Raw genomic sequence first — 17043 nt, forward strand, 5'->3', positions numbered from 1 at the left:
AGCGGGGAAAGATCAACCGAGAACTGGCCTTCCACTTCGCCCGGCAGGTCACCGACTACGCCACCTCGGCGGGCGCACGGGTGATCGCGGTGGAAGACCTGACCACCCTCGAGACCCGCGGGCATGGCCGGGTCAACAACAATCGGGCCGCGCAGTCCGCCCGCCGTAAAGCGACCGCCGCTCTCGCCCACACCGCCGCCGGTGTCGGTGTCACGGTGGTGTCGGTGTCGGCACGCGGATCGTCCGCGTTGTGTCCGGGCTGCGACGCACCACTGGCACGCCCCGGCGGCTATCACACCGCGTGGTGTTCGGGTTGCGGGGTCGGCGGCAACCGGGACCATATCGCGGGGGTGAACCTGGCCAAACGCGCCCTGCTCGGCAAACACAAGGTGACCCGGCGGCGGGGGCAGATGCCCGCGATCGGGGTCGCCGAGCACGCGCCGGTGCGCCGGTGCCGCGACAAAAGCGGTCCCACCCCGCGACGGTCGCGGCATCGCCGGGTCCGCCGCAGCCTGCCCACCGTGACACCGCGGGCGGGGGTGACTCCGAACAGATATGTTCCTGCACTACGAGCGTCGGTGTGGGACACGGTCGAACCCGCACCACCTCACGGTGATGCGGGTAGCCGTGACACACGTCCATCTCCCACGCCGCCACGCAAGTGGCAGACAGTATGAGATCTACGTAGACGCTGAGCGCGCAGGAGGCGTCGGTGGGGACCACCGCGCAGTTCGGGCTGTCGCAGAAGCAGGTACTCGGCCATCTGGGGTACAAGAATGTCGACATCGAAACCCTCGCCGAACTGGTGTCGCGCGGCCGCCTCGACCTGTCGCGGTCGATCAGCGAGATCGTCCCGCTCGAGGACGTCGCGAAGGGCATCGAGAAGCTCGCGAACCACGACGGAGATCCCATCCGGATCCTGGTCAAACCCTGACGCGGGACGTGGATCACCGGGACCTGTCGGTGCCCCGCTGTACCGTCGGGCCATGGGATATGAATTTCAAGTCACAGTGGACTCGGAGAACCCGCATACCCTGGCCAAATGGTGGGCTCAGGCGCTCGGCTGGGAGGTGGAGCCGAGCGATGAGGAGTTCATCCGCGGGCTCGTGCAGGCCGGCCACGCGCAGGAGTCCGACACCATCGAATTCGAGGGTGTCCTGGTCTGGCGTGAGGGCCAGGCCATCCGCGATCCGGAGCACCCCGAGCGCCCCCGCGTGCTGTTCCAGCTGGTTCCCGAACGGAAGACGGTGAAGAACCGGCTCCACCTGGACATCAGGGTCGGGGACGCCCGCTACGAGGTCGCCGAGAAGCTGGAGCAAGCCGGCGCCACCGTGCTCCACCGGGGCCGCCAGGGGCCGAGCGAGTGGGTCACGATGACCGACCCGGAGGGCAACGAATTCTGCGTCAGCTGACGCGCCGGCCACTCAGCGGTAGGAACTCGGGGTGCTGCCGGTCCAGCGCTTGAAGGCGCGACGGAACGCGCTGGGCTCGGAGAAGCCGAGCCGCGCCGACAGGTCCTCCACGGATTCGCCGCGCCGGAGCCCGGCGACGGCGGCGTCGCGGAGCACTTCCTCCCGCAGCTGATTCAGCGACGTCCCCTCCTGCCGGAGCAGGCGGCGCAGATGAGGGACACTGATCGACAGCATCTCCGCGATGTCCTCGGCCGTCGACGTACGACCTTTCATGCCGTGCTCGAGGACCCGGCGCACCTGTGCCGATGCCGTGCTGTCGTAGTCGCGCTCCGACATCAACAGCGTCGGTGACTCCCGGAGATAGTCCGCGAGCGTCTCCTCGGTCTGAATGATGGGCGCCCGCATCACGGAGTTGTCGAATTCGATTGCAGGAATATCGGAATCGAATGTCACGGGGACACCGAAGATGTGATCGTAGTTCTCGGCGAGCTGCGGCAGCGGTGCCGGATACGGCAGTTCCACCGCCAGCAGCCGGACTCTCTTGCCTACGAGCCACGCTGCGAAACGGTGGAGCAGGATCAGCAGGAAGTCCGTGACGACCCGCGTCACCTCGACGGATATCTGCACTTCCTCGGTGGACCGTTCGGCCGCCGCCGGGCGGATGTCGATGGTCATCCGGGTTCCGCCGTGGGCACCGGGGCCGATGTGCAGGGCGGGCAGTGACGGCAGGGCGCGCAGGATGTCGGCCATCCGTTCGAGCGCGGCGGACAGATCCGCGGTGTGGATCAGGGCGAGGCACACGAGCCGGAACGTGCCGCGGGGAACCGGTGCCGGGCCGAGGCCGAACAATTCGTCGCCCGTGATCTGCCAGACGGCCTGGGTGAACGCGGTGACCTGGGTCGGCGTCAACCGGGCCAGCGGATCCCCCAGCGACGCCGTCGTGATTCCCGCCGCCGACAGCGCGGGGGAGAGGTCGACGCCGCTGCGCGCCGACAGGTCGAGCGCCCGCCGCACGAAGTCGGCGGGGATGGTGCGGGCAGTCACGATCCGGGCTCCCCGAGGGTCCGTAGCCGCCGCGCGGCCTCCTCGAGCACGTGATCCTGCTTGCAGAACGCGAACCGCACCAGCGGGTTCCACGGCCGCGGATGGTCGGTGAACACGCTGACCGGCACCGCGGCCACGCCGATGCGCTCCGGCAGAGTGCGGCAGAAGTCGATGCCGTCGTGTTCGCCGATCGCGGTGATGTCGGCGCACAGGTAGTACGTGCCGCCGCCCGAATGGACCTCGAGACCGGACGCGACGAGCGCGTCGTACAGCACGTCCCGCTTGGCCTGGAGACTGTCCCGCAGTTCCTTCACCCACTGCTGCTCGTGGCTCAGCGCATGCGCCACCGCGGGCTGGAACGGTCCGCCGCCGACGAACGACATGTACTGCTTCGCGGTGCGGACCGCGTCGATCAGTTCCGCCGGACCGCACGCCCAGCCGATCTTCCACCCGGTGACGTTGAACGTCTTGGCGGCACTCGACACCGAAACGGTCCGTTCGTACATTCCCGGGAGGGTGGCCAGGGCGGTGTGCGTGCGGCCGTCGAAGACCAGGTGCTCGTACACCTCGTCGCTCAGCACCAGCAGATCGTGCTCGCAGGCCAGTTCCGCGACCGCGGCGACCTCGTCCGGGGTGAACACGGTGCCCGTCGGATTGTGCGGGGTGTTGATCACCAGCATCCGGGTCTTCGGTGTGATCGCGGCCCGCAGCGCGTCGAGGTCGACCACGAAGTCCTGGCCGGAGCGGGCGAGCGGCACGCTGCGCCGCACCGCACCCGCCAAGGCGACCGAGGCGGCGTAGGAGTCGTAGTACGGCTCGATCAGCACCACCTCCTCACCCGGTTCGACCAGACCCAGGATGGCGGCGCTGATGGCCTCGGTGGCGCCGACGGTGATCAGCACCTCCGAGTCGGGGTCGTGGTCGAGCCCGTACCGGGCCAGACGGTCGGCGGCGACCGCCTGCCGGAGCACGGGCATGCCGGGGCCGGGTGGGTACTGGTTGAGTCCGTCCGCGATCGCTTGCCGCGCGGTGTCGAGCATGGACGCGGGACCGTCGGTGTCGGGGAAACCCTGACCGAGGTTGATCGCGTCGTGACGCACGGCGAGCGCGGTCATCTCGGCAAAGATGGTGGACGCGAACGGCTGCAAGCGCTGGACGGTGCGGTTGCGCGGCGTTGCGGGCATTACTGCAGCGTAGTCGGTGTGATGGCGCCGGTTGCACAGGGCCGCGTCACGTTCTGCGGGGCTGTCTCGTCTTCTCTGTAGACGGCGCGCGAAGGGCGCCCGGTGACGATGGAGGACGCAATGCCCCGCATTCCCGCAGTGGCCCCCGCGGACGCGAGCCCGCTGGTGAAGGTCGCCTACAAATATGCTGCCCACAAGTTCGACGAGGTGCCCGAGCCGTTCGCCGTGCTCGCCCATCACCGCAAACTGTTCGTCGCCTCGGCCCGGCACGAGATGGCGGTGCAGAAGGCGTCGACCGTCCTCCCGGCGAACGTGCGGGAGATCGCCGTCTTCCGCGTGGCCTGGACGATCGGCTGCTCGTGGTGCGTGGACTTCGGCACGATGCTGCAACGCCTCGACGGCCTGGACGTGGAGCGGCTGAAGCACATCGCCGACTACGCCGACTCGCCCGCGTACAGCGAGGACGAACGCGCGGCCATCGCGTACGCCGACGCGATGACGGCGACGCCCACCACCGTCACCGACGAGCAGGTCGCGGACCTCGAGCGCCGGTTCGGCCGGGCAGGCGTCGTCGAACTGTCCTATCAGATCGGTATCGAGAACATGCGCGCCCGGATGTACTCGGCGCTGGGTATCACCGAACAGGGTTTCGGCACCGATTCGTGCCGGGTGCCGTGGGCCGACGACGCCGCCGTCACGACGGACAGTCCGGGAGCATGATCCCGGCGAACTTCTCCGGGTTGGCGATGTCGTACGCCGCGTAGACGAGACCGTCGCGGACGGTGAACCCACCCACTCGCGCAGGCGAGCTGCGGTGGGCATCGTCTCCGGTGAAACCGGCGGTGAAGTAGCCGAGCTGGCCGTTGACCAGAACCAGCTCCATGGCGGTGAACACCTCCGGCCCGTACCGCTGGACGAGGCCGAGGAAGAATCTGGCGAACTTGTCGGCGCCGCGGATGACGTTGACGGCCGTGCTCGTGGTGCCGTTGGCGTCGCCGATGACGAGGGCGTCCGGGTGCAGGGCCGCGACCACCGCGTCGAGGTCGCCGCCGGCGAGTGCCTCGAGCAGTCGCTGCACGGCGAGAGCATGCTCCTCGTCGGGAACCGCGGGTGTCGTTGTGGCAGCCGCCTTGCGGGCTCTCGACGCGAGCTGGCGCGCCGCGGGTGTCTCGATACCGAGAATCGCCGCCACCTCGTCGAACGGCACCCCGAAACCGTCGTGCAGCACGAGCGCGACCCGTTGCGCCGGGGTGAGGGTGTCGAGCACGATCAGCGCCGCGAGACGGTTGTCTTCGTCCCGGACGACCGCCTCCAAGGGGTCCGGCTCGGCGGACGGTGACAGCCCGGTGACGACCGGTTCCGGAAGCCATTGGCCGACATACTGTTCCCGCCGCACCGCAGCCGAACGCAACCGGTCGAGGCAGATCCGCCCGACTACCGTGGTCAGCCAGGCCCCGAGGTCGCGGATGGTCGCGGCGTTCGCGTCGTCGAGTCGCAGCCACGACTCCTGCACCGCGTCCTCGGCGTCGCTGACACTTCCGGTCAGCCGGTACGCTACCGAGAGCAGATGCCGCCGGTGGGACTCGAATTCGTCTACCAGCGTCGCAGTGGGCATGCCGATATCCTACGTGCGGTCCAGACATAAAATCCGTCGTGTGCGTAACCGTTGACCCTGGTGGTGGGTCCGGACGTATGGTGTGGCGACCACACCACGTCCAGGGAGTCTGCCATGTTCCAGTGTTTCGGCTGTCGTAGCTGACCTGGCTTTTCCGCACCCCTTTTCTTCTGCACGTCCTGCCAACCCCCCTCCGGCGACCGCCGGGCCGGCCGGAGTGCGTTCGCACGGCCCGCTGCTTCGTCGTTTGCGGGCATCACACACTAGGAAGACCTTCGATGATTCGTCCCCGTTTCGCGCGGACTCTGGCGGCCGCTGCCGCCCTGCTCTCCCTCACCAGTCTCGCTGTTGCCTGCTCCAAATCCGAAACCACCACGACCGCCGACGGCAAGACCGTGCTGCGCTACGAGGGCACCACGGGCCAGGTCTCGTTCCCGGAACTCGCGGCCGACCTGGGCTACTACCAGAAGGTCGAACTGAACTGGATCGGCGACACCACCAGTGGGCCGCAGAGCATTCAGAACGCCGCCACGGGCCAGACCGACTTCGGTGGGGCGTTCAACGGAGCGGTCCTGAAGCTGGCCGCGGCCGATTCTCCCATCACGTCCGTCATCGGCTACTACGGCTCCGACAAGGAGACGTTCAACGGGTACTACGTGCTCGACGGAAGCCCGATCACGTCGGCACGTGACCTGATCGGCAAGAAGGTCGGTATGAACACGCTCGGCGCGCACCACGAGTTCCTGGTCCGGGAGTGGCTGGCTCGGGAGGGGCTGACCCCGGACGAGATCAAGCAGGTCGAGCTGACCGTCGTGCCGCCGGTGAACACCGAGCAGGCGCTGCGGCAGGGGCAGATCGACGTCGGCACGCTCGGAAGCGTGTTCCGCGACAAGGCAGTCGAGCGCGGCGGCATCCGTCCGCTGTTCACCGACGAGTCCATCTTCGGTTCCTTCACCTACGGTTCGCTGATCTTCCGCGACGACTTCATCGCGAAGAACAAGGACGCCGTCGCCGACTTCGTGCAGGGCACGGCCCGCGCCATCCGCTGGACGCAGGTGACGCCCCGCGACGAGGTGATCGCGAAGTACAAGGAGATCATCACCGGGCGCGGTCGCAACGAGACCACCGATCTCGTCGGCTACTGGAAGTCGCCGGGTGTCGCAGGCCCCGGTGGCGTGCTCACCGACCAGGAGATCCAGACCTGGATCGACTGGCTCGTGCGTAACGGGGAACTCGAGGACGGCAAGCTCACGCCCGCCGACGTCTACACCAACGAGTACAACCCGTATGCCAACGGCACCTACCCCGCCGACAGCGGCCCCGACGGACAAGCGCTGGCCGCCAAGTGAATTCCACCCCAGGTCCTCACGAGAAGAAAGTGAAGTCGATGTCCCACTCCCGGTTCCGGCGAGGCGCCGTGCGCGCACTCGCGGCGACCGCAGCACTGTTCACGTTGGCCTCGGGAGTGGCGGGATGTGCCGGCTCGTCGGACACCGCCACCACCGAGGACGGGAAGACGGTCCTGCGATACCAGGGGTGGGCCGGAGACGTGGGTTTCCACGAACTCGCCGAGGACCTGGGGTACTACGACAAGGTCACACTCGAATGGGTCGGCGACACGACCAGCGGCCCGCAGGACATCCAGTCGGCGGCCACCGGTGACGTCGAATTCGGTTCGGCCTTCAACGGAGCCGTCGTCAAACTCAACGCCGCGGGGGCGCCGATCACGTCGGTGCTGAGTTCCTACGGCGCGGATGCCGGCGAGTTCACCGGATACTTCGTGCTGGACGGCAGCCCCATTCGCTCGGCGCGTGACCTGATCGGCAAGAAGGTCGGGATGAACACGCTCGGCGCGCACCACGAGTTCCTCGTCCGGGAGTGGCTGGCCCAGCAGGGCCTGTCCCCGGACGAGATCAAGCAGGTGGAACTGATCGTCGTTCCGCCGGTGAACAACGAACAGGCGCTACGCGAAGGCCAGATCGACGTGGCCGCCATCAACGGCATCTACCGTGAAACAGCCCAGGAGCGTGGCGGAATCCGGCCGCTGTTCACGGACCGGGATCTCTTCGGCGCGTTCAGCTACGGCACATACGTGGTGCGGGACGACTTCCTGGCCAAGAACGAGGACGCCGTCGCGGACTTCGTGCAGGGCACGGCCCGGGCCATCCGCTGGACCCAGGTGACCCCGCGCGAGGAGGTGGTCGCACGGCTGAAGAACATCATCGACAGGCGTGGCCGCAACGAGAGCGACGAGGCCATCGACTACTGGCGCAGCTCCGGAATTCCCATCGCCGGGGCCGTGATCCAGGAGAAGGAGCTGCAGACCTGGATCGACTGGCTCGTCCGGAACGGTGAGCTCGACGAGGGCAAGCTGACCGCGACCGACCTGTACACCAACGAATTCAACCCGTACGCCAACGGCACGTTCCCCGCCGAGAGCGGGCCCGACGGAGAAGTACTGGAAGGACAGAAATGAGCACCACCGCCTCGAATCCCGACCGGGTTCAGACGCCCAAGCTCCGCCTCGAGCACGTCACCAAGCAGTTCGACGTGCGCGGGTCGAAGGACAAGTTCACCGCGATCGAAGACATCGACATCGATCTCGCGGACGGCGAATTCCTCGTCCTCGTGGGGCCGAGCGGTTGCGGGAAGTCCACGCTGCTCGACCTGCTCGGCGGGCTCAGCACCCCCACGTCCGGCCGGATCCTGCTCGACGGGCAGCCGGTGACCGGGCCGGGTCTCGACCGCGGCATCGTCTTCCAGCAGTACGCGCTCCTGCCGTGGCGGACGGCACGGCACAACATCGAGTTCGGGCTCGAGGCCAAGGGACTGCCCAGGAAGGAACGGCGCGAACTCGCCGAGCACTACCTCGAACTCGTCGGCCTGAAGGGATTCGGCGACCGCTACCCGCACGAACTGTCGGGTGGTATGAAGCAGCGCGTCGCGATCGCCCGGAGCCTGGCGTTCGACCCCGAGGTGCTGCTGATGGACGAGCCGTTCGCCGCGCTCGACGCGCAGACCCGCGAGTCGCTGCAGGACGAACTGCTGCGCATCTGGAAGGCCACCGGCAAGACCATCCTGTTCATCACCCACGGCATCGACGAGGCCATCTACCTCGGGCAGCGGGTCGCCGTCCTGACGTCACGCCCCGGCCGGGTGAAGACGTTCGTGGACATCGACATCGACCGCAGCGGCGAGGACGTCCGGTCCAACGAGCAGTTCCGGCACTACCGACACCGCATCTGGACGCTGCTGCACGGCGAAGTGGAGCGTGCACAGGTAATCGAGAAGGAGGAAGCACATGTCTAGCGCACTCGCGACACCGGAAGTTCCCGTCGCCGCCGATCCGACCCGGACCGCGGCTCCGACGCCCGCTTCCACCCCGCCCGAGCCGGGTGCCGTCCAGCGTGCCGGCGCGGCGCTGCGTCCGCTCGCGTGGCGGATCCTGAAGCCGTCCGTCGCGATCGTCGCGTTCCTGGCGCTGTGGGAGATCGCACCCCGCGTCGGTCTCGTCGACGAAGTGTTCCTGCCCCCGTTCAGCACGGTGATCGAGGCGTTCTTCGACCTGCTCCAGAGCGGTGAGCTGTGGCAGCACGTGTCCGCCAGCCTCTCTCGCGCGCTGATCGGTTTCTTCGTGGCCGTCGTGATCGCGATCCCGCTGGGCATCGCCATCGCCTGGTACCGGCCCGTGTCGGACTTCCTGAACCCGATCCTGGAGCTGTTCCGCAACACGGCGGCGCTGGCACTGCTCCCCGTGTTCATCCTGATCCTCGGCATCGGTGAGGAGTCCAAGATCGCCCTGGTGATCTACGCGTGCACCTTCCCGATCCTGCTGAACACGATCTCCGGTGTCCGCACCGTCGACCCGCTGCTGATCAAGTCGGCGTCCTCGCTGGGACTGTCGCCGGTGCGCCTGTTCCAGAAGGTGGTGCTGCCCGCCGCCGTTCCCACCATCTTCACCGGAATCCGCATGGCCGCCGCGTCGTCGATCCTCGTGCTGATCGCCGCCGAGATGGTCGGGGCCAAGGCCGGGCTCGGCTACCTGATCACGGCCTCCCAGTTCAACTTCCAGATCCCCAACATGTACGCGGGCATCGTCGCCATCTCGGTTCTCGGCCTGACGATCAACGCCGTTCTCGTACTGATCGAACGCAGGCTGTCCCGCTGGCGGGTCTAGTCCTTACCGGAAAAGAAAACCTACATGTCACAGGATTCACAGTTCCACCTCAACGCGTTCCTCATGGGCGTGGGACATCACGAGGCGGCGTGGCGCCACCCCCGCACCGAGGCGCACCGCGTACTGGACGTCGCGCACTTCCAGGAACTCGGCCGGATCGCGGAGCGGGGCAAACTCGATTCGGTGTTCTTCGCCGACGGTCTCGCCGTCGGGCCGCGGATCAAGCACAACACGCAGGCGATCTTCGAGCCCGTCACGCTGCTGTCGGCGATCGCCGTCGCCACCGAAAACGTCGGGCTGATCGCCACGGCGTCCACGAGCTACTCCGACCCGTACACCCTGGCCCGCAAGTTCACGTCGCTCGACCACATCAGCAGCGGCCGCGCCGGGTGGAACATCGTGACCTCGGCAGGCGCTGACGAGGCGGCCAACTTCGGTGTCGACGGCATCCCCGCGCACAGCGGACGATACGAGCGCGCAGAGGAATTCGTCGACGTCACGCTGGCCCTGTGGGACAGCTGGGAGGACGGCGCGGTGGTGCTGAACCCGGAGACGGGCGTGTTCGCCGACCCCGACAAGGTCCACACCATCGACCACGACGGACCGCGGTTCCGGATCAAGGGCCCGCTCAACTCGCCGAGATCCGCTCAGGGGCGGCCGCTGCTGGTGCAGGCCGGATCGTCGGAGAGCGGCAAGGAGTTCGCGGCGCGGTACGCCGAGGCGGTGTTCACCGCGCAGCGCACCCTCGAGCAGGGGCAGGAGTTCTACCGCGATCTCAAGGCGCGGGTCATGAAGCACGGCCGCACTGCCGGCGACCTGAAAGTGCTGCCCGGCATCGTGCCGTTCATCGCCGACACCGAGGAGGAGGCGAAGGCGCTCGAGCAGTCGTTCACCGATCTGATCTCGCCCGAGTACTCGCTGCGGCAGCTGTCGACGATGCTCGGTGTCGATCTCACGAAGCATTCCCTCGACGCGCCGCTGCCGCCGCTTCCCCCGCTCGACGAGATCCAGGGCAACAAGAGCCGGTACCAGCTGGTGAAGGATCTCGCGGCGGACGGATCGCTCACCGTCCGGCAGCTGATCGGGCTGCTCGGCGGCGGACGCGGGCACCGCACGTTCGCCGGCACTCCGGAACAGGTGGCGGACGAACTGCAGACGTGGTTCGAGCAGGGCGCGGCCGACGGTTTCAACATCATGCCGCCGTACCTGCCCGGCGGACTCGACGACTTCGTCGACCGGGTCGTCCCGATCCTGCAGCAGCGGGGACTGTTCCGCACGGAGTACACGGCGACCACCCTGCGTGGTCACTACGGTCTCGCGGACGTCGACAACCGGTTCGCGGGTGCGGTCGACGAAGCGAGCGCATGAGCGGCGAGACCGGTCTGAAGCCTCTCGTCACCACCGTCTTCGTCCCAGCAGCGATCTTCGGCATCGGCCAGGGGGCCGCCGCCCCGGTCATGGCGCTGACGGCCCGCGAACTGGGTGCGTCGGTTGCCGTGTCCGGGCTGATCGTCGCGGTCGTCGGGCTCGGCGCCGTCCTCGGCGACCTGCCCGCGGGCCGGATCGTGGCGAGGTTCGGGGAGCGGCGGTCCATCATCGGCGGCAGTGCCGTCGGCGCCACCGGAGTGCTGGTCTGTCTCCTCGCGCAGTCACCCTGGATGCTCGGTGTGGGCGCACTGCTGACCGGGCTCGCGAACGCCGTGTGGGGGCTGGCCCGCCAGAGCTATCTGGCCGATGCCGTGCCGATCGGGTTGCGGGCCCGGGCGATGTCGTCGTTCGCGGCGATGTGGCGGCTCGGCTTCTTCGTGGGCCCGCTGCTTGGTGCCGCCGTGATCCTGGTGGTCGGCGCGCGGGGCGGGTTCGTGGTGCAGTTCGTCGGCGTCGTGCTGTCCGGGTGGCTGATGTCGCGGGTCCCCGACCCGCCGCGCCGCAGTGCAGCCGCCGTGGGCGGGCACGCGACGCTGCCGTCGATCCTGCGTCGCCACCGGAAACTGCTGGCCACACTCGGAGCCGGGTCGCTCATGATGGGCGCGGCCCGCGCCTCCCGGGAGGCGGTGCTCCCGCTGTGGGCCGCCCACCTCGGACTCGACGCCGCCCAGGTCAGCCTCGTCTTCGGTGTCGGTGCCGCCGTGGACCTGCTGTGCTCGTATCCGGCCGGACATTTCATGGACCGCTACGGCCGCAGGTTCATCGCGGTGCCGTCGCTGCTGGTGATCGGCGCGTCCTACCTGGCGTTGCCGTTCTCGCACGACCTGTGGTCGATCGGGATCGTCGCCGTCGTGATGGGAATCGGCAACGGACTCGGCAACGGCGTGATCATGACGCTCGGCGCCGACATTGCGCCACCGGCCACCCGCGCCGAATTCCTCGCAGGGTGGCGGCTCACCCACGACACCGGGATGTTCGCCGGACCGTTCGGGGTCGGCGCGCTCGCCGCGGTGGTCCCGCTCGGCGCCGCCGTCGCCGCGATCGGGGGAGCGGCGCTGGTCGGCGCCGGACTCCTGTTCCGGTTCATCCCGATCTATTCCCCCTGGCCACCGCCGCCCGCGGCGGAGCCGGATTCCTCACCGCTCGAAAAACAGGAAGCATAGGTACATTCGTTTCATGCGCTTCGGATTGTTCGTTCCTCAAGGTTGGCGTCTGGATCTCGTCGGAATCGATCCCGCGGATCAATGGTCGGTGATGCGCGACTTCGCGTTGCGCGCCGACCAGGGTTCCTCCTGGGATTCACTGTGGGTCTACGACCACTTCCACACCGTCCCGGCACCGACCGAGGAGGCCACGCACGAGGCGTGGACCCTCATGTCCGCGTTCGCGGCCGTCACGTCGCGGGTGCGTCTCGGCCAGATGTGTACGGCGATGAGCTACCGCAACCCCGCCTACCTCGCCAAGGTCGCCGCCACCACCGACCTCATCTCCGGCGGACGCATCGAGATGGGTATCGGAGGCGGCTGGTACGAGCACGAATGGCAGGCATACGGGTACGGATTCCCCTCCGCCGGTACGCGTCTCGGCCGCCTCGACGAGGGCGTGCAGATCATGCGCCAGGCCTGGACCAGCGGCACCGCGACCCTCGAAGGCAAGCACTACCAGGTCGACGGCGCCATCGTCCGCCCACTTCCGCTGCAGGACGGCGGCATTCCGCTGTGGATCGCCGGCGGCGGCGAGAAGGTGACGTTGAAGATCGCGGCGAAGTACGCGCAATACACCAACTTCGACGGCACACCCGACGGATTCGCACAGAAGTCCGAGATCCTGCGGAAGCACTGCGACACCGTCGGCACCGACTTCGACGCCATCACCCGCTCGGCCAACTACAACGTCGCGATCGGCACCACCGAGGCGGAGGTCGAGCAGCGGTTGCTCACCCTGAAGGACCGGCTCACCCCCCACGTCGGCGCCGACGCCGCCGAGGGTGCGCTCGGAGCATTCCGCGGAATGCCCGGCGTGGGAACGCCGGAACAGATCGTCGAGAAACTGTCGGCGCTGAAGGAACTCGGCATGTCCTACGGCATCTTCTACTTCCCCGAAGCCGCCTACGACACCTCGGGCATCGAACTCTTCGAGAAAGAGGTCCTGCCGGCGCTGCGCTGATGGCCGGCCCGTCGGCCGGACGTGCTGATGGCCGGCCCGTCGGCCGGACGTGTTGATCAGCAGACCGCCGCACCGGGCATAGAGTGGCGGGCATGCTCGTCGTCACCCTCGCCGCCGACAACGTGTGGCTGACCCCGCCGGTCGTCACCGACATCGATGCGATCAGCTCGGCGTGCGGCGACGCGTCGATCGCCGAGTGGACGACGATGCCCGCCCCGTACGCCCGCTCGGACGCCGAGCAGTTCGTCCGGCAGACGGTGCCGACCGGTTGGGCCGACCGCAGCCCCACCTGGGCGCTGCGCGAACGTGAGAACGGCCCGGTGCTGGGGATGATCGGCCTGATGGCGCGGGACATGACGGCAGCGGAGATCGGATACTGGCTGTCACCGTCCGCCCGCTCGCGGGGACTGATGACGGCGGCGGTGAACCTGGTGTGCGATTTCGCGTTTCGGACGGACGGGATGGGCCTCGAACGCATCGAATGGCGCGCGTTCGTCGGCAACCTGGACTCGGCGGCCGTCGCCCGCCGGGTGGGCTTCCGGTTCGAGGGACTCCAGCGCGCAGGACTGGTGCAGCGCGGCGTCCGGCGCGATTCGTGGGCGGCCGCCCTGCTGGCCGGCGACCCGCGACAACCGGCAGACGACTGGCCGGGCTAGCGGCCGGTCAGCGCAAACTCTCCGGAAGGTCGTGCTCGGACACCGTGACCCGCTGGTCGGGGCTGGTCCGGATCTGCTCCGACTCGGCGATCCGGCTCTGCAGGAAATCCCACTCGACCTGATCGATCGCGTCCTCCGCGCGGGACCGCACGGCCGCGTCGCGGGTGCCCCACGCGATCGGCATCGGGCTGACCATCTCCCAGGTGTCGGACATGCTGTGCGTGCTGCGGTCGTTCAGCAGTGCGACGGACGGCACCCGGTCACCCACCCGCTGCTTCTGGCCGGTGCGGATCGGAACGTTGCGGGTGACGAGCGCGTACGACGGGTGGACCGCGGACGGCTTCGCGACGTCGATCAGCGACAGCAGGGTCAGCGCGCGGGGGTGGACCTCCGAGACGACGGCGGGCACCAGCGGGCTCCTCGCGTACAGGTCCTCGATGCTGCCGACCTTCTTCGGCACCCAGAACGCCACCCACACGGACGTCAGCGCGGCGATCGCCACGACGGCCCCCAGGATGATCGACCAGGGGTGGGCGAGCAGGATCAGACCGACAGCGGCGGCCGCGAACAGCAGCGCCACCACGATCGCCGACACCTGCAGGCGTCGCATGTCGGCGAACGTCTGATTGACGGACTTCGCGTAGGGCCGGTCGACGGTGAACTCGAAATGTCGCACGGCCCCAGCTTAGAGGCCCGGCTCCGGCGGCAGGCGGTTACCCGATGGCCGGGCCCAGCAGGTCGTCGGCGTCGGTGATCCGGTACGCGTAACCCTGCTCGGCGAGGAACCGCTGCCGGTGGGCGGCGTACTCGGCGTCGAGCGTGTCCCGCGCCACCACCGAGTAGAAGTGGGCCTGGCCGCCGTCGTGCTTCGGTCGCAGCAGGCGGCCCAGCCGCTGAGCCTCCTCCTGGCGGGACCCGAACGTACCCGAAACCTGCACGGCGACAGAMGCTTCCGGAAGATCGATCGAGAAGTTCGCGACCTTGCTGACGACCAGCGTCTGGATCTCGCCCGCCCGGAAACGGTCGAACAGTTCCTCCCGCTCCTTGTTCTTGGTCGACCCCTTGATGACCGGGGCGTTCAACGCCTCACCCAGTTCGTCGAGCTGGTCGAGGTACGCGCCGATGATCAACGTCGGTGCGTCGGTGTGCCGCTCCAGGATCGACTTCACCACCGCGATCTTGGTGTGCGCCGTGGAACACAGCTTGTACCGCTCGTCCGGTTCGGCGACGGCGTAGGACATCCGTTCGGCGTCCGTCAGCGTCACCCGCACCTCGACGCAGTCGGCGGGAGCGATCCACCCCTGCGCCTCGATGTCCTTCCACGGTGCGTCGTACCGCTTCGGCCCGATCAGCGAGAACACGTCGCCCTCACGGCCGTCCTCACGCACCAGGGTGGCGGTGAGGCCGAGGCGCCGGCGGGACTGCAGGTCGGCGGTCATGCGGAACACCGGGGCAGGCAGCAGGTGCACCTCGTCGTAGATCACGAGACCCCAGTCGCGGGAATCGAAGAGTTCCAGATGCTTGTATTCGCCCTTCGTGCGCCGGGTGATCACCTGGTACGTGGCGATCGTGACGGGGCGGATCTCCTTGCGCTCGCCGGAGTACTCGCCGATCTCCTCCTCGGTGAGCGACGTGCGCGCGATCAGCTCACGCTTCCACTGCCGTCCCGCGACCGTGTTCGTCACCAGGATCAGCGTGGTGGCCTTCGCCTTGGCCATCGCCGCCGCACCGACCATCGTCTTGCCCGCACCACAGGGCAGGACGACGACGCCGGACCCGCCGGCCCAGAACGAGTCGGCGGCCATCTCCTGATAGTCGCGCAGGTGCCACTGGCCGTCCGCGGACCCGGGGGAGGTGCCGTCGAAGTCCAGATCGATGGCGTGCGCCTCGCCGTCGACGTATCCGGCGAGGTCCTCCGCCGGCCAGCCGACCTTGAGCAGCAACTGCTTGAGGCGGCCGCGCTCGCTCGGGTGCACCACCACCGTGTCGTCGTCGACGCGGGCGCCGAGCATCGGGGCGATCTTCTTGTGCCGGGTCACCTCGGTGAGGACCGCGCGGTCCAGGCTGACCAGCGTCAGACCGTGGGCCGGGTTCTTCACCAGCTGCAGGCGCCCGTACCGGGCCATCGTGTCGACGATGTCGACCAGCAGCGGCTGCGGCACCGCGTACCGGGAGAAGTTGACGAGGGCATCGACCACCTGCTCGGCATCGTGCCCGGCGGCGCGCGCGTTCCACAGCGCCAGCGGGGTGATGCGGTACGTGTGGACGTGTTCGGGCGCGCGCTCGAGTTCCGCGAACGGCGCGATCGCCTGGCGGGCGTCGTTCGCGCGTTCGTGATCGACCTCCAACAGCAGGGTCTTGTCGGATTGGACGATCAACGGTCCGTCGGTCACGGAAGCCTCCTCGAAAATGCGGTGCCGGATGTAGCCAGCCTGTCCATTGTCCTGATCCGGGCGGCGGCGCGCCACGTCGCGGCCCCCGGCAGGGCCGATACCTGCACATCCGGGGCGGTCGGGGCCTAAATTGAGGGGCAGCCGGATGGATCGACCCAGAGACGAGGCTCGCGATGACCCAGCCCCCCGACGACCCGAACCGCCCCGATCCGAGCGTCCCCGGCGAACCGCCGAACAACCCGCAGCAACCGTACCCGCAGGGTGGGCCGCAGCAGCCGTACCAGCAGGGTCAGTACCCGCAGCAGCCCTATCAGCAGGGGCAGTACGCCCAGCAGCCCGGCCAGTATCCGCCGGGCCAGTACGGGCAGCAGCCCGGCCAGTACCCACCCGGTCAGTACCCACCGCAGCCGAAGAAGTCGCGGAAAGGGTTGTTCATCACTCTCGGCGTCCTCGCCGTCGTGATCCTCGCCGCCGTCGCCGCGTTCGGTGTGTACGCGGTGAAGAGCGCCGACGAGAACGCCCTCGACGTCGGCGACTGCCTGTTCTTCGAGTCCGCGTCGACCACCGCGGCCGACACCTCGCACGAGAAGCGGGACTGCTCCGACAGCGAGGCCACGTACGAGGTGGCGCAGAAGAACGACGGCGACGTCCAGTGCGGGGAGGACTACTTCTCCTACACCCTCGTCGGCGAGGACAAGGACGTGCAGACCACGCTGTGCCTCGTCCCGAACATGATCGAGGACTCCTGCTACCTGCTCGAGGACGACGGCCGGATCGTGCCGTCCGACTGCTCCGACATGCAGACCGTCAAGGTCGTGAGACGCGCGGACGGCCAGGACGACGAAACCCTGTGCAACGAGTTCGACACCGCATTTCCCATCGCCTTCTCCGAACCCCAGCGCACGTACTGCATCGAGGTCAATCTGGGTGGCTAGCGCCCCGTGAGTACTTGTTGACCCCGGGACGTT

At 68.2% G+C, this 17043-nt stretch carries 16 protein-coding genes and 2 pseudogenes; 13 read left to right on the top strand and 5 right to left on the bottom strand.

All coding sequences use genetic code 11. The features are described 5' to 3' along the window. The 3 genes and pseudogenes from AC1DWT_RS04780 to AC1DWT_RS04790 form a co-directional block, all read left to right on the top strand. Nucleotides 1-688, top strand: a pseudogene (locus AC1DWT_RS04780) (zinc ribbon domain-containing protein); the annotation flags it as partial. A gap of 3 nt (nucleotides 689-691) precedes the next feature. Further along, a pseudogene (locus tag AC1DWT_RS04785) lies at nucleotides 692-934 on the top strand (zinc-binding dehydrogenase); the annotation flags it as partial. A gap of 52 nt (nucleotides 935-986) precedes the next feature. Beyond that, nucleotides 987-1412, top strand: a complete 426-nt coding sequence (locus tag AC1DWT_RS04790; RefSeq protein WP_072944880.1) for a VOC family protein — start codon at nucleotides 987-989, stop codon at nucleotides 1410-1412. A 12-nt stretch (nucleotides 1413-1424) separates the two neighbouring features. On the opposite strand, the gene AC1DWT_RS04795 is transcribed toward AC1DWT_RS04790, so the two are convergent. Together AC1DWT_RS04795 and AC1DWT_RS04800 are read right to left on the bottom strand one after the other, a co-directional pair. Continuing rightward, entirely contained in the window at nucleotides 1425-2456 is a 1032-nt protein-coding gene (locus AC1DWT_RS04795) for an AraC family transcriptional regulator (RefSeq protein WP_378690913.1), read from the bottom strand. Continuing rightward, entirely contained in the window at nucleotides 2453-3640 is a 1188-nt protein-coding gene (locus AC1DWT_RS04800) for a pyridoxal phosphate-dependent aminotransferase (protein WP_095863362.1), read from the bottom strand. Before AC1DWT_RS04800 ends, AC1DWT_RS04795 begins: the two co-directional genes overlap by 4 nt. Nucleotides 3641-3760: 120 nt before the next feature. On the opposite strand from AC1DWT_RS04800, the gene AC1DWT_RS04805 reads away from it, so the two are divergent. Continuing rightward, on the top strand, nucleotides 3761-4360 hold the full coding sequence (locus AC1DWT_RS04805; RefSeq protein ID WP_477919892.1) for a carboxymuconolactone decarboxylase family protein: 600 nt from the start codon (nucleotides 3761-3763) through the stop codon (nucleotides 4358-4360). Here AC1DWT_RS04805 and AC1DWT_RS04810 read toward each other — a convergent pair. After that, a complete protein-coding gene (locus AC1DWT_RS04810; protein WP_477919894.1) occupies nucleotides 4335-5255 on the bottom strand; it encodes a sigma-70 family RNA polymerase sigma factor in 921 nt (306 codons plus the stop codon). The two genes, AC1DWT_RS04805 and AC1DWT_RS04810, sit on opposite strands and share 26 nt — an antisense overlap. Nucleotides 5256-5533: 278 nt before the next feature. On the opposite strand from AC1DWT_RS04810, the gene AC1DWT_RS04815 reads away from it, so the two are divergent. The 8 genes from AC1DWT_RS04815 to AC1DWT_RS04850 all read left to right on the top strand — a co-directional run bounded on the left by AC1DWT_RS04815 (nucleotide 5534) and on the right by AC1DWT_RS04850 (nucleotide 13682). Continuing rightward, entirely contained in the window at nucleotides 5534-6604 is a 1071-nt protein-coding gene (locus AC1DWT_RS04815; protein ID WP_072944870.1) for an ABC transporter substrate-binding protein, read from the top strand. Nucleotides 6605-6642: 38 nt separating this feature from the next. After that, nucleotides 6643-7731, top strand: coding sequence for an ABC transporter substrate-binding protein (locus AC1DWT_RS04820; RefSeq protein WP_206014820.1), 1089 nt, complete (start codon nucleotides 6643-6645; stop codon nucleotides 7729-7731). Beyond that, the gene (locus tag AC1DWT_RS04825; RefSeq protein WP_072944868.1) at nucleotides 7728-8564 is read left to right on the top strand and encodes an ABC transporter ATP-binding protein; all 837 of its coding nucleotides are present in this window, start codon (nucleotides 7728-7730) and stop codon (nucleotides 8562-8564) included. Before AC1DWT_RS04820 ends, AC1DWT_RS04825 begins: the two co-directional genes overlap by 4 nt. Beyond that, nucleotides 8557-9432: an ABC transporter permease gene (locus AC1DWT_RS04830; RefSeq protein ID WP_072944866.1), complete on the top strand. Its 876-nt coding sequence runs from the start codon at nucleotides 8557-8559 to the stop codon at nucleotides 9430-9432. The genes AC1DWT_RS04825 and AC1DWT_RS04830 overlap by 8 nt, the downstream gene beginning before the upstream one ends. A gap of 24 nt (nucleotides 9433-9456) precedes the next feature. Next, nucleotides 9457-10800, top strand: coding sequence for an LLM class flavin-dependent oxidoreductase (locus AC1DWT_RS04835; protein ID WP_477919897.1), 1344 nt, complete (start codon nucleotides 9457-9459; stop codon nucleotides 10798-10800). Then, complete coding sequence (locus tag AC1DWT_RS04840; RefSeq protein ID WP_477919898.1) at nucleotides 10797-12023, top strand: MFS transporter; 1227 nt, start codon at nucleotides 10797-10799, stop codon at nucleotides 12021-12023. The genes AC1DWT_RS04835 and AC1DWT_RS04840 overlap by 4 nt, the downstream gene beginning before the upstream one ends. A 13-nt stretch (nucleotides 12024-12036) precedes the next feature. Further along, complete coding sequence (locus tag AC1DWT_RS04845) at nucleotides 12037-13026, top strand: LLM class F420-dependent oxidoreductase (protein WP_072944860.1); 990 nt, start codon at nucleotides 12037-12039, stop codon at nucleotides 13024-13026. 92 nt (nucleotides 13027-13118) lie between these two features. Further along, nucleotides 13119-13682, top strand: coding sequence for a GNAT family N-acetyltransferase (locus AC1DWT_RS04850; protein WP_477919899.1), 564 nt, complete (start codon nucleotides 13119-13121; stop codon nucleotides 13680-13682). 7 nt (nucleotides 13683-13689) lie between these two features. On the opposite strand, the gene AC1DWT_RS04855 is transcribed toward AC1DWT_RS04850, so the two are convergent. Further along, entirely contained in the window at nucleotides 13690-14358 is a 669-nt protein-coding gene (locus AC1DWT_RS04855; protein WP_477919900.1) for a DUF3239 domain-containing protein, read from the bottom strand. 37 nt (nucleotides 14359-14395) lie between these two features. Beyond that, complete coding sequence (locus AC1DWT_RS04860) at nucleotides 14396-16075, bottom strand: DNA repair helicase XPB (protein ID WP_005244182.1); 1680 nt, start codon at nucleotides 16073-16075, stop codon at nucleotides 14396-14398. 173 nt (nucleotides 16076-16248) lie between these two features. On the opposite strand from AC1DWT_RS04860, the gene AC1DWT_RS04865 reads away from it, so the two are divergent. Next, complete coding sequence (locus AC1DWT_RS04865; protein WP_072944856.1) at nucleotides 16249-17010, top strand: LppU/SCO3897 family protein; 762 nt, start codon at nucleotides 16249-16251, stop codon at nucleotides 17008-17010. The last annotated feature ends 33 nt before the right edge of the window (nucleotides 17011-17043 follow it).

Source organism: Rhodococcus sp. P4_B6, from assembly GCF_056402215.1.